The 11894-nt window shown below is 65.4% G+C and carries 13 protein-coding genes; 1 reads left to right on the top strand and 12 read right to left on the bottom strand.

The annotated features are described in order from the left end of the window. Positions 1–89 precede the first annotated feature (89 nt). The gene (locus OF385_RS00475; RefSeq protein ID WP_264276483.1) at positions 90–1043 is read left to right on the top strand and encodes an NAD(P)H-dependent flavin oxidoreductase; all 954 of its coding nucleotides are present in this window, start codon (positions 90–92) and stop codon (positions 1041–1043) included. Positions 1044–1046: 3 nt separating this feature from the next. Here the strand turns inward: OF385_RS00475 and panC are convergent, their stop codons facing one another. The 12 genes from panC to OF385_RS00415 all read right to left on the bottom strand — a co-directional run bounded on the left by panC (position 1047) and on the right by OF385_RS00415 (position 11879). Continuing rightward, the gene (gene panC / locus OF385_RS00470; RefSeq protein ID WP_264276482.1) at positions 1047–1919 is read right to left on the bottom strand and encodes a pantoate--beta-alanine ligase; all 873 of its coding nucleotides are present in this window, start codon (positions 1917–1919) and stop codon (positions 1047–1049) included. Between the two features lie 4 nt (positions 1920–1923). Further along, positions 1924–2790, bottom strand: a complete 867-nt coding sequence (locus OF385_RS00465) for a Rossmann-like and DUF2520 domain-containing protein (RefSeq protein ID WP_264276481.1) — start codon at positions 2788–2790, stop codon at positions 1924–1926. 2 nt (positions 2791–2792) lie between these two features. Continuing rightward, complete coding sequence (locus OF385_RS00460) at positions 2793–4148, bottom strand: PH domain-containing protein (RefSeq protein ID WP_264276480.1); 1356 nt, start codon at positions 4146–4148, stop codon at positions 2793–2795. Next, on the bottom strand, positions 4145–4642 hold the full coding sequence (locus OF385_RS00455) for a PH domain-containing protein (protein WP_264276479.1): 498 nt from the start codon (positions 4640–4642) through the stop codon (positions 4145–4147). Before OF385_RS00455 ends, OF385_RS00460 begins: the two co-directional genes overlap by 4 nt. Continuing rightward, complete coding sequence (locus OF385_RS00450) at positions 4611–5072, bottom strand: DUF3180 domain-containing protein (RefSeq protein ID WP_264276478.1); 462 nt, start codon at positions 5070–5072, stop codon at positions 4611–4613. Before OF385_RS00450 ends, OF385_RS00455 begins: the two co-directional genes overlap by 32 nt. Then, entirely contained in the window at positions 5069–5902 is an 834-nt protein-coding gene (folK, locus tag OF385_RS00445; protein WP_264276477.1) for a 2-amino-4-hydroxy-6-hydroxymethyldihydropteridine diphosphokinase, read from the bottom strand. Before folK ends, OF385_RS00450 begins: the two co-directional genes overlap by 4 nt. Further along, positions 5889–6791: a dihydropteroate synthase gene (gene folP / locus OF385_RS00440; protein ID WP_264276476.1), complete on the bottom strand. Its 903-nt coding sequence runs from the start codon at positions 6789–6791 to the stop codon at positions 5889–5891. The genes folK and folP overlap by 14 nt, the downstream gene beginning before the upstream one ends. 7 nt (positions 6792–6798) lie before the next feature. Next, positions 6799–7377 (bottom strand): GTP cyclohydrolase I FolE, encoded by a 579-nt coding sequence (gene folE, locus OF385_RS00435; protein ID WP_264276475.1) that lies wholly within the window; start codon positions 7375–7377, stop codon positions 6799–6801. 9 nt (positions 7378–7386) lie between these two features. Then, positions 7387–9312, bottom strand: a complete 1926-nt coding sequence (gene ftsH, locus OF385_RS00430) for an ATP-dependent zinc metalloprotease FtsH (protein WP_264276474.1) — start codon at positions 9310–9312, stop codon at positions 7387–7389. Between the two features lie 107 nt (positions 9313–9419). Further along, entirely contained in the window at positions 9420–9971 is a 552-nt protein-coding gene (gene hpt / locus OF385_RS00425; protein ID WP_264276473.1) for a hypoxanthine phosphoribosyltransferase, read from the bottom strand. Positions 9972–10020: 49 nt separating this feature from the next. Beyond that, the gene (tilS, locus tag OF385_RS00420; RefSeq protein ID WP_264276472.1) at positions 10021–10962 is read right to left on the bottom strand and encodes a tRNA lysidine(34) synthetase TilS; all 942 of its coding nucleotides are present in this window, start codon (positions 10960–10962) and stop codon (positions 10021–10023) included. Further along, on the bottom strand, positions 10959–11879 hold the full coding sequence (locus OF385_RS00415) for a zinc-dependent metalloprotease (protein ID WP_264276471.1): 921 nt from the start codon (positions 11877–11879) through the stop codon (positions 10959–10961). The genes tilS and OF385_RS00415 overlap by 4 nt, the downstream gene beginning before the upstream one ends. Positions 11880–11894 lie beyond the last annotated feature (15 nt).

The following is an 11894-nucleotide window of genomic DNA, read 5'->3' as shown; positions in this document are numbered from 1 at the left end:
GATAAAAACTATACAGAGGTTTCCGCGATGTTACAAATCGGGGAGCCGCGTTCTAGGTCACATCGAGAAAGCTGTTCTACTCTGGGCACATGAGCGACTTGCAACGCCTGCTTGGCTACCGCGAACCCATCTTCAATGCGCCCATGGCCGGAGCTGCCGGAGGCGCATTAGCCGCAGCCGTTTCCCAGGCCGGTGGCATCGGAATGATCGGTGTCTCGGGATCACCTACTCCGCAGTGGATTCAGGAACAGGCAGGACATGTTGCCGCCTTGGATTCGCCTTGGGGTGTCGGCTTCATGGCGTGGTCCCTGGAGACTGACCTATCGCCGCTAGAGAGCTTCCTCGAATTCTCCCCCTCGCTGGTCTCGCTGAGCTTTGGCGATGTCACCAGAGGGGCGGCCTTGGCCCACGAAGCCGGAGTGCTCACCGCCATGCAGATCGGCAACGCGGCAGAACTGGAACGAGCCATGGAAGATGACATCGACATCATCATCGCTCGCGGCAGCGAGGGCGGCGGACACGGACGCAATGAATCGGGCACCTTGCCGCTAGTGCAACTGGCCACCGCGCAACAGATGAAGCCCGTCATCGCCGCGGGCGGCATCGGCACGGCCAACGGGGTGGCGGCGGTACTCGCCGCTGGCGCCCAAGCGGCCTGGGTCGGAACCCGGTTCCTCTCATCTGCCGAGTCCCTGGGACATGAGAATTTCAAGAGCGCCGTGCGCCAAGCCGGAATGGACGACACCACGTATACCCGGGCCTTTGATATCGCCCAGCAGCTTGCTTGGCCCGCCGAATTCGGCGGCCGCGCGCTGCGCAATGAATTCAGCGACAGCCACGAAGACCTGTCGGCGTGGGAAGCCACCAGCGAACTGCGGGAGGACATGGCGCGGGCCCGCGCCGAAGCGCAGCCGGCCATGGCCCCGGTATATGCCGGCCAGGCGGTGCAGTTCGTGCAAAGGCCACAGGCGGCGAAGGAGGTCATGGCCGACTTGGCTGGCTTCCGCCAGATCTTGAGCGAGACCGCCCGCCGCTTTGCCTAGGAGCTAGGCGCTGATCGGCTGATTGTCGATCAAACGAACCTTGCCCACGGTGGCGGCCACAAGGATCAGGCCCTCACCGGTGAACGGGGTGTCCTGGCAGTTGAAGGCCAGCTCCTGCAGTGTATTGGGGTCAACCACCACGAAGTAGTCCAGCTGGACCAGCGGTTCCATCTGGAACAGCCCGATGGCGTCCTCGATATTCAGCGGCTCGTTGCGTGCGGCGCGGTCGGCGATCAGCTGGATGGAGCGATGCAGGATCAGGGCCGCTTCCTTCTCCTGATCGCTGAGCAGCGCATTGCGGCTGGAGAGAGCCAGTCCCCTGGCACTGCGCACGATCGGCACCAGGCGCAGTTGCACCGGGTAGTCCAGGTCGGCGACCATGCGGCGGATGAGCACTACCTGCTGGGCATCCTTCTGCCCGAAATAGGCGCGGTATTCGCCCTGGCGCGGATCGGCCAGGTGCAAGAGCTTGGAGACGACGGCCAGCATTCCATCAAAATGGCCGGGCCGCGAGGCCCCTTCGTAGACCTCGCCCATGCTTCCGGACTGCAGCTGGATCAGCGGGAGTCCTGCGTGGTAGATCTCGTGGGCCTCGGGGGCGAAGATGATATCGACTCCGGCTTCGCCGGCCAGCTGGGCGTCTTGCTCGAGCTGGCGCGGGTAGCGGGCGTAGTCGTTGGCGTCATTGAACTGCAGTTCGTTGACAAAGATGGAAATGACGACCAGCTCGTTTTCGTCGCGAGCGGCTTTGAACAAGGAACCGTGGCCTGCATGCAGGGCTCCCATGGTGGGCACGAAGCCCAATGATCCCGGGTTGGCTTGGGCAATGGCAGCCTTCAACTCGGCACGGGTCTTGACGATCTTGGGGGTTTTCACGCTTCTATTCTAGAACTCGCAGCAGTTCCTGCAGCGTGCCCTGGGAGATCAGCCCCCGCTGGGCCGCGCGCAAGGCGGTGGCCCGCGAGAGGCTGCGGTAGGAATTATTGGTTTCGGCAGGATCCCCGGACAGGGCATCCAGGTGCGCGGCCACGGTGCCGATATCGCCGCGGGACACCGGTCCGGTCAAGGCTCCGGCACCCGAACGCAGGGCGTTATCGAGGCTGGCATTCATCAGCGCGCGCAGCGTATTGGCGGGGTCCTCGACACCGATGCGGCGCAGGATATCGGCGGACTGCGCGGTGATGGTGTTCAGGTGGTTGGCCGCATGGGCCAGGGCCGCATGGTAGCTGGCACGGTCGGCCTCCGCGATGACCACCGGCTCGGCCCGCATTTCCACCACGAGGGCCTGGGCTACCGGCAGCATGGCTTCCTCGGCGGTGACCGCGAAGACGCAGTCGGTCAGCCGGGTCAGATCCATGCTCATCCCGGTGAAGGTCATGGCGGGGTGGATTGCCAAGCCAAAGGCCCCGGCATCGAGAGCCGGCTGCAGGATGGAGGTGCCGTAGCGCCCGGCAGTGTGGGCGATCAGCTGCCCGGGCTGGATATGGCCGGCGGCGGCCAGGCCGGCAACCAGCTCGCCTAGCACGTCATCAGGCACCGCGAAGAGCACCAGCTCGCTGCGGCGAAGGATCTCTGGCGGATCCAGCAGCGGGGCCTGCGGCAAGAGCGCGTCGGCGCGCACCCGGGAGGCTTCGGAGACGGCGTGGATCCCGGTGATGCGGTGGCCGCTGGCGGACAGCGCGGCCCCCAGGACGGTGCCGACCTTGCCGGCGGAGATGATCCCGATTCCCAAACGTGGTGCGTCCACTTCTACCTCTCAACCTGGCGTGCGGCTTGGGCCAGGGTAAATTCCGCCGCGATTTGCGCATCAACCTGATGCAGGTAGCCGATGATGTTGCCTCCGGCGCAATGCAGCCGGACCCCGGCCAGCTTGCGCTTTTGCTCCCACGGCCCCTGCCTGTATTCGGTCCCCTGGACCCGGGAGTGCGGGACAAAGCTGGCGGTGCGGGCCAGCCACCCATAGCGGGAAATCACCGTGGTGGAGGTGGCCAGGAATCCCTGGTGCTTCCAGGCGCCCGGCGAGAGCTGCCTGGCTCGTGGCGGGGAGCCGACGAACCCGTGCTCGTAGCCGGTGCTCACCGCGGTGCGGAGCACTTCGCGCTGGTGGCCGACGCCCAGATCGGGCAGCAGGATGCCCATGATGCGGGCGACCGCTTCGAAGTCGCCCACCGGCAGCACCTGCAGGTTGTCCAGGTCGTCGTTCTTGGTGCCCAGGACGTTGACTTCCACCTTGTACCAGCCCAGCAGCCGCCACAGCAGCGGCGCAGTGACCGAGATGGCCTGCACCCGGCCGGTGGGGATGGAGTGCTGGCGGGTGTCGGCCAGGCCGTAGCTGATGCGCATTCCGGTATCCGAGGCGCTGGCGGTGTAGTTCCAGCCCTGGTTCAGCTGCTTGTAGAACCAGCTGCCGAAGCTGAGCAGGATCGGCAGGACCGCGGCGATCATGCCCTGGATGCCGCTGAGCCACAGGATCACGATCACCGCGCAGGCCGCCAGGCCGGTCATCACCGGCAGCTGGAGGAACAGCGAGGCCAGCAGCCGGGTGGCGGGCACCTTGGCCATCAGCGGCGCGGCCGGTTCGGCGCTGGCTTGGGGCGCGGCGGGGTGCGTTGGCGCTTCGCCTGCCTCTTCGTGCGGCTGGCCGCTGGCGCGCTGCAGGATCAGCTGGCGCAGGGCCTGCGCGTCGGTGGCGGACAGGAAGGCCAGACGCAGCACCGATTCGGAGGAGTCGGCCACGTCGAAGCGCAGTTCGGCCAGGCCCAGGAGCCGGGCGAGCAGTGGCTGGGCGATGTCGATGCCCTGCACCTTGTCGATCCGCGCCTGCTTCTGGCTGCGGAAGAGCATGCCGGAGTTCACGTAGACGTGGGTGGCGGTGAGCCTGTAGCGGGTGAAGTACCAGGAGAGGAAATAGAACACCAGCACGACGAGCAGCGCCGCGCCGGCCAGCACAACCGTCCAGACAAGCCGGTCTCCGGAGAAGCGTTCGGCGAAGGAGAGCTCGTCGGTATTCTGCCAGTAGATGTAGAGCAGGCCGACGATGGCCAGCCAGCCGCGCACGAACGGGCTGGCTGGATGCACCCGCTGCCAGTTCTCGTCCTGGTTCACAGCATCTTCTCTTCACCAGCGGCCACCAGGCGTTCGCGCAGCGCGTGGCCCTGGGCCTCGGACAATCCGTACACGTGGGCGGTGGCCCCGGCACCTGCGGTATTCAGCGTCAGCTGGCACAGCCCGTAGCGGCGTTCCAGCGGTCCGCTGTTGACCTCGACATATTGCATGCGCCCGTAGGGGATGACCAGCTGCTTGCGCCACATCACCCCGGAGCTCACCACGAAATCCTCCTCGCGCTCCAGGTAGCCCAGGGCGCGGACCTGGCGGCGCAGGATGCGCAGGATCAGCAGGGCGATCACCAGCACGAGCAGCGCCGGGATGATCGCCAGCCATGGCGGCACGCTGGCTCCAGTGGCCAGCAGCACACCCGGGACCAGGCTGGCAAGGAAGATCAATCCCCAGGTCAGAGCCCAGGTGGTGAGCTTGACCTTGAAATACGCGGGGTCGGCGGGGGTGAAGCTATTCGGTGACCACGGAGTCGTTGGCGTCATCGGTATCCTCCGGAGGTAGCTTGCACAGGTGCTGGACAATGTAGCCGATGATCACCATCAGCACCCCGGCTCCGGCCAGCACCAGGCCGCGGGTCAGGGTCGGGCTTTGCCCACTGGCCAGCACGAGGGTCACGATGGCCGGCACATGCCAGCCGGTGATGACCGCGCCGGCGTAGGCCGAGGCCTGGGCCAGCACCAGGGTGCGGGCCGCGGCGATCGGCTCGACATGGGATTTGCCCAGGGTGGAGCGCTTCACGCGGATGCCGAGGAAGAGGATGACCGCGCAGACCGCGCCCAGGGAGTACAGGGCCGAGTAGTCCAGCACCGGGGCGTAGCGGCCGGCGGCGGTGAGCACCCGCAGGACGATCCAGCCGGCGACGGCCCCGATCACCGCGCACCACAGCACCCACCGCAGCTTCAGCTTGCTCATAGCCGGATGATGTCCTTGGTATCGGCGGCTTCGGCAGCCAGCCGGGAGACCAGTTGTCCCTCGAGCACCGCGTCGGGATCCATCCAGCTCCACGGGGCCAGCACGAATCCGCGGATCGCGGCCCGCGGATGCGGCAGGGTCAGCCGTTCATCATCCAGGCGCAGCTGGTCGTAGGTAATCACATCCAGGTCCAGGGTGCGCGCTTCCCAGCGCACCTCGCGGGTGCGGTGGTGCTTGGCTTCGATGCTTTGGCACAGATCCAGCAGCTCGTGGGCCGAGCGCCGGGTGCGCACTTCGATGACCTGGTTGGTGTAGTCCGGCTGGTCCGGCGGTCCGCCCACCGGCTTGGTGATCGCCAGCGGCGAGAGATTGAGGATTTCCAGCTCTTCACCCAGGTCCTCGACCGCCTGGGCCAAGGTGGCCTGCGGGTCGCCGAGGTTGGCGCCCAGGGCGATGATCGCGGTGTGCTGCTTCTGCGCGCGGGTCAGCGAGATGGTGACATCGGTGAAGGGCACCGGAATCGGTGCCTGCGGCTTGTGCACCACCACGTCGATGTGTTGCACGCTGGGGTAGGCGGCGAGGATCGCGTCGGCAATCTCGCTGCCCAGCTTTTCGATCAGGTCCCAGGGACCGGCCTGGATCTGCTCGACCACCAGCTCGCTGACCTCGCCATAGTGCACGGTGTCGAGCACATTGTCGCTGGCCGCGGCGCGGGTGATGTCCACGTGGAGCACCACGTCGATGATGAACTCCTGGCCATCGCGCTTTTCATGCTCGAACACCCCATGGTAGCCGGTGGCAGAAATCCCGTAGATGCTAATGCGATCCATAGGCCTTCACGACTTCGATGGCGTCGCGGCTGCCCACCACGTCATGCACGCGCACGGCCCATACCTGGTCCTTGGCGGCCAGCACGGTGGTGGCCGCGGTGGCGGTGTCGCGTTCCAGCGGGGGCCGGCTGCTGCCGGATTCGGCCAGCAGTTCGCCCAGGAAGCGCTTGCGGCTGGTGCCGATCAGCACCCGGTGGCCCAGTTCCTCGATGGCTCCCAGGCTGCCCAGCAGCGCCCAGTTGTGCTCGGCGTCCTTGGCGAAGCCCAGTCCCGGATCGATGATGATCTGCTCCGGGGCCACGCCCTTGGCCACGAACTCATCGCGCAGGGTGCGCAGTTCGCCGATGACTTCGGCGGCCACGTTCTCGTAGTTCGCTTCGGCGACCATGGACTGCGCGGTGCCGCGGCGGTGCATCAGCACGTAGGGCACGCCGCTCTGGGCGATCAGCTCGGGCATGCCGGCTTCGTAGGTCAGCCCGGAGACGTCGTTGATGATGTGCGCGCCGGCGTTGATGGCCGCGCGGGCGGTGTCCACATGCATGGTGTCCACCGAAACGATGGCGCCGGCCTTCACCAGGGTCTCGATGACCGGGATGATGCGCGAGCGCTCCAGTTCCGGATCGACATCCTTGGCTCCGGGGCGGGTGGATTCCCCGCCCACGTCGATGATGTCGGCGCCCGAGTACAGCATCTTCAGGCCGCGGTCGATCGCCGCGTCGGCGTCCAGGTAGGCGCCGCCATCGGAGAAGGAGTCTTCGGTGATATTCAGGATGCCCATGACCAGGGTGCGGCCGGTAGGCAGGTCTGCCAAGGTCTTGACCTTGGACTTGCGGATCACGGGCAGGGGGCTGGTGTTCGGGCCGGTGCCCGGGATGGCGCCTAGCGACATGGGGTTCCTACTTTCCGAGGATCAGGCTCATGGCTTCGGCACGGGTGGCGGTTTCCCGCAGCTGCCCGCGCACCGCACTGGTCACGGTCTTCGCTCCGGGCTTTTGCACCCCGCGCATGGACATGCACATGTGCTCGCATTCGACGACGACGATCGCGCCGGCCGGGTTCAGGTGCTCCACCAGCGAATCGACGATCTGCGTGGTCAGGCGCTCCTGGACCTGGGGGCGGCGGGCGTAGACCTCGACGAGCCGGGCCAGCTTGGACAAGCCGGTGACCTTGCCGCCCTTGCCCGGGATGTATCCGATATGGGCGGTGCCGTAGAAGGGCACCAGGTGGTGCTCGCAGGTCGAGTAGAACGGGATGTCCTTGACCAGGACCATCTCGTCATGCTCGATGTCGAAAGTGGTCGACAAATGCTCTGCCGCGTCCTGGTGCAGCCCGGCGAAGAATTCCGCGTAGGCCTTGGCCACCCGCTTGGGGGTGTCTGCCAGGCCGTCGCGATCGGGATCTTCGCCAATGGCTTCCAGGATCTCGCGGACGGCTGCCGCGATCCGCGGCTGATCGATCTGTTCTAGTTCACTCACGCTTCGATCCTAGTCGGTCGAGGAAGCTGCGCGCTCCTTGGGGCTTAATACCGGGCCATCTGAGTGGACCGGACGCCCCTCATTGCTCAGCCACACATCGCGCACCTCGCGCTTTTGCAGATCGGAGAAGATCTCCGCGATTTCCTTCTGGTTCAGCGTCTCGCGCTCCAGCAGGGCCAGGGCGAGGCGGTCGAGCACGTGCCGGTTGGTCATCAGCGCCTGGTAGGCGTCGTTGTGGGCCTGCTCGATCAGCTCGCGCACTTCCTGGTCCACCAGGTGGGCCATTTCGTCGGAGAATTCGCGCTGGGCACCGCCCATCTGCTGTTCCGCCGCGGAGCCGGCCAGGCGCACCGCGCCGACCTTTTCGCTCATGCCGTATTCGGTGACCATCTTGCGGGCCGTGGCGGTGGCCTTCTCGATGTCATTCGACGCGCCGGTGGAGGGGTCGTGGAAGACGATTTCCTCGGCCACGCGGCCGCCCATGGCGTAGGCCATCTGGTCCAGCAGCTCGTTGCGGGTCACCGAGTACTTGTCGGATTCCGGAACCACCATGGTGTAGCCCAGGGCGCGGCCGCGAGGCAGGATGGTGATCTTGGTGACCGGTGCGGTCTGGTTCATGGCCGCAGCCACCAGCGCGTGGCCGCCCTCGTGGTAGGCGGTGACCTTGCGCTCGTGCTCGTCCATCAGGCGGGTGCGCTTCTGCGGGCCGGCCATCACGCGGTCGATCGCCTCATCCAGGGCGCGGTCATCAATCAGGTTGGCATTGGAACGGGCGGTGAGCAGGGCGGCTTCGTTGAGCACGTTGGCCAAATCGGCGCCGGTGTAGCCCGGGGTCTTCTTGGCCACGGCGTTCAGATCCACGGTGGCATCCATCGGCTTGCCCTTGACGTGGACCTTGAGGATGTCCTCGCGGCCGGCCAGATCCGGTGCTTCCACCGGGATCTGGCGGTCGAAACGGCCTGGACGCAGCAGCGCCGGATCCAGCACGTCCGGACGGTTGGTCGCGGCGATCAGGATGACGTTGGTGGTGGCGTCGAAGCCGTCCATCTCCACGAGCAGCTGGTTCAGGGTCTGTTCGCGCTCGTCGTTGCCGCCGCCGATGCCGGCGCCGCGGTGGCGGCCTACGGCGTCGATCTCGTCAACGAAGATGATGGCTGGCGAGTTGTTCTTGGCCTGTTCGAACAAATCGCGCACGCGGCTGGCGCCGACGCCGACGAACATTTCCACGAAGTCCGAACCGGAGATCGAGTAGAACGGCACCTGTGCTTCGCCGGCCACGGCCTTGGCGAGCAGGGTCTTGCCGGTGCCCGGAGGGCCGTAGAGCAGCACGCCCTTGGGGATCTTGGCGCCCACAGCCTGGAACTTGGCTGGTTCCTGCAGGAATTCCTTGATTTCGTGGAGTTCTTCCACGGCCTCGTCAGCGCCGGCGACATCCTTGAAGGTCACCTGCGGCATGTCCTTGGTGATCAGCTTCGCCTTGGACTTGCCGAACTGCATGACCTTGGAGCCGCCGCCCTGGGAGCGGGCGAGGATGAACCAGAAAATGGCGGCGATCAGCAGGAATGGGATGATCACGCCGAGCATCGAGAGCAGCCAGTTGCTTTGCACCGGCTGGTCGGTGAACTTGCCCGGCTCGGCCTTGGTGATCTCGTTGGCAACCTGCTGGGCACGCGCGGTGGAGTAGTAGAAGCTCACCGAATTGCCCTTGTCGACACCGTCGATCTTCAACGAGTCGCGCAGCTTCAAATCGACGCGCTGATCCGAGTCGAACATCTTGGCTTCGGTGACATTGCCACTGGTCAGCTGTTGCAGGCCTACCGACGTGTCGACCTTCGCAGAGCTATTGCCGAAAACCATCGGCAAGAAGAGCACCACGGCCAGCACGCCGAGTACAACCCACATGATCCAGCTATTAAAAAGCTTCTTCGTTTTCATTGATCCGCAAGGCCCCGCGCCTCACGCATCCCCCTCACGCACTACTCTGGCGTCCGGGTCACGCCACCTTCGATACTTCTCAACGCCAGACCGGCGAAAAAAGTTCCCTACTGGTAGATATGCGGAGCCAAGGTGCCCACGCAGTCCAGGTTGCGGTACTTTTCCGCGTAGTCAAGGCCGTAGCCCACGACGAATTCATTAGGAATGTCCATGCCGACGTACTTCACGTCGATCTCGACCTTGGCAGCCTCGGGCTTGCGCAGCAGGGCGCAGATTTCCACCGATGCCGGGCCACGGGATTCGAGGTTGGACTTCAGCCACGACAGGGTCAAGCCGGAGTCGATGATGTCCTCGACGATCAGCACATGCTTGCCCATCAGATCCGAGTCCAGGTCCTTGAGGATTCGTACCACGCCCGAGGACTGGGTGCCTGAACCGTAGGAGGACACTGCCATCCAGTCCATGGTCAGGTGGGAGTTCAAGGCGCGGACCAGGTCGGCCATGATCATCACGGCGCCCTTGAGCACACCCACGACGAGAATGTCGCGGCCCTCGTAGTCCTTGTCGATCTGCGCAGCGAGTTCAGCCACGCGTGCCTGGATTTCTTCCTTGGTGTACAGAACATGCGCCAGATCGGCTTTGACTGCAGTGGAATCCACGAGGGTTCTCCTGATTCTAGAGGTGTGGTACTTACCTAGAGTGCCACATTTAGTGACCTGTTGTTGAGCCGGTCCCCGTGAAAACGATCACCGGTCCGCGCCTGAAGGCGCTGATTTTGCCATCCAGTTGCACCGGACCAGCAGATTTGGACTTGGGCCCGCCGATTCCGGCCAGCGCGCACAGCGCCTGTGTTCGCTCATGGCCCACATTTTTCGCGCCGGCTTCGATCGCGGCTAGCCGCAACACTCTGGAGGCCACCGCCACCGGGAGGGCAGAGAGTTCGCGCAGGTTCAACCCCTGCGCGTCCTTGGCTTGCTGTGCCCATTGGTCCAGTGCCTGGGCATCAGCGGCCGCCAACGATGCGGTGCGGGCCAGGGCCTCGGGCAGATGCCCGCCGAGCCGTTCAGCCAGGAACGGCAGGATCTCATGGCGGATCAGGTTCCGCCGGTAGCCGGTGTCGGAATTGCTCGGATCTTCCCAATACTCGACCCCCGCGTCCTGGCAGATCTCTTCGGTCTGCTTCCGGGCCAGATCCAGCAGCGGCCTTCGGTAAGGTCCGCGTTCGGCCGGGATCCCGGCCAGGGATCGGGTGCCCGAACCACGGAGCAGCCCGAGCAGCACCTGCTCGGCCTGGTCATCACGGGTGTGCGCGAGCAGCAGCCGCTGGGCACCGGTGCGGCGCAGCGCCAGCTCGAACTGCTCATAGCGGGCCGCCCGGGCCGAGGCTTCGTCGCTGGCAGTCTGCACCGGATAAACCAGCACCGGATCCAAGCCCAGCTCGCGGCATTGCCCGGCGGCCCGCTGCGCGACCTGGGCGCTGCCCGGCTGCAATCCGTGATCCACGATCACAGCGCCGAAGGCGTCGGGCAGGGTGGCTGCCGCAATGGCCAGGGCCAGCGAGTCCGCGCCGCCGGAGACCCCGATCAAGGTGAGTCCCGGGCCGGCGACCCGGGCAATGGCGGTGCGGGCCGCGAGCAAAGCCTGGTTCATCGGGTGCGGGCCAGCCAGCGTTCAGGGTTGTCGAGCTCTTCGGCGCTGGGGAACAGTTCCCGGGAGCTGAAGACCTGGTTGAAGCCTTCGTAGCCGATCCCGTCCACCACATGGCGCACGAATTTGGCTCCGCGTTTGTACTGCAGGGCCTTGGCGTCCAGGCCAAGCAGCTTGCCCAGCAAGGTGGCCAGCACCGATCGGTTCTCGCCGCGTGCTTCAAAGCGCCGGCGGATGGTCTTGATGCTGCCGATGCTGGTCACATCGTTCATCACCACCATGGCGTGGCCTTCGAGCACCGACATGATGCTGGTCAATTCGCCCACTTCCGACTTCATGGATTTCAGCCGCTCGCCGAGCTGGTTCATCGAGCCCTCATTCTCCAGCGGCCCGAAGGCCTCGGCGAGGATGGACTTCATGACCTCGGGGATCCATGGAGCGTGCTCGAACTGCAGGCGGTGGGTCTGCTCGTGGGTGGCGATCCACAGATAAAAATCGCGGGCATTCAGGTTCAGTTCGCCGCGGATCTGGGTGATGGTGGGCGCGTTGAGCAGCAGTCGCGGGCCGACGAAGGGGTCGAACTGTCCCAGCACCCGGGTGCCCAGCACCGAGAGCACCGCGCCGAGCTCGGCTCCGGCGACCGCCGGAACCATTGCGGGGACGTTGACCTGGGCGGGCAGCATGGCCGCGAAATTCTGGCTGACGGCCTTGGCCCATCCGGCCCGGTCCACCACCAGGGTCTGCGAGGGCGCGGTGGAGGTCAGCTTGGAGATCTTCTCCGCCTCGGCCAGTCCCTCGCCGGCGGCAATGCGCAGTTCCTCGACAATTCGGGCGGCATCTTTTTTGAAGATCTTCGGCCCGGCAGGCATCAGCGTCTTGGCAGCGTTCGCGGCCAGTTTCCAATCAACAACCTGGTTCATATGCTGCTCCTGCTC

Origin of the sequence: Glutamicibacter sp. JL.03c, from assembly GCF_025854375.1 — a bacterium.
Taxonomy (GTDB): Bacteria; Actinomycetota; Actinomycetes; order Actinomycetales; family Micrococcaceae; genus Glutamicibacter.
The sequence above is the reverse complement of the archived record's forward strand: the minus strand, read 5'-3'. Positions and strand labels throughout refer to the sequence as shown.

Excerpts from the sequence above, each read along its gene's own strand:
- OF385_RS00475 (WP_264276483.1), top strand. The coding sequence starts at position 90 with ATGAGCGACTTGCAACGCCTGCTTGGCTACCGCGAACCCATCTTCAAT.
- OF385_RS00455 (WP_264276479.1), bottom strand. The coding sequence starts at position 4,642 with ATGACGCCAACGACTCCGTGGTCACCGAATAGCTTCACCCCCGCCGAC.
- OF385_RS00450 (WP_264276478.1), bottom strand. The coding sequence starts at position 5,072 with ATGAGCAAGCTGAAGCTGCGGTGGGTGCTGTGGTGCGCGGTGATCGGG.
- folK (WP_264276477.1), bottom strand. The coding sequence starts at position 5,902 with ATGGATCGCATTAGCATCTACGGGATTTCTGCCACCGGCTACCATGGG.
- folP (WP_264276476.1), bottom strand. The coding sequence starts at position 6,791 with ATGTCGCTAGGCGCCATCCCGGGCACCGGCCCGAACACCAGCCCCCTG.
- ftsH (WP_264276474.1), bottom strand. The coding sequence starts at position 9,312 with ATGAAAACGAAGAAGCTTTTTAATAGCTGGATCATGTGGGTTGTACTC.
- tilS (WP_264276472.1), bottom strand. The coding sequence starts at position 10,962 with ATGAACCAGGCTTTGCTCGCGGCCCGCACCGCCATTGCCCGGGTCGCC.
- OF385_RS00415 (WP_264276471.1), bottom strand. The coding sequence starts at position 11,879 with ATGAACCAGGTTGTTGATTGGAAACTGGCCGCGAACGCTGCCAAGACG.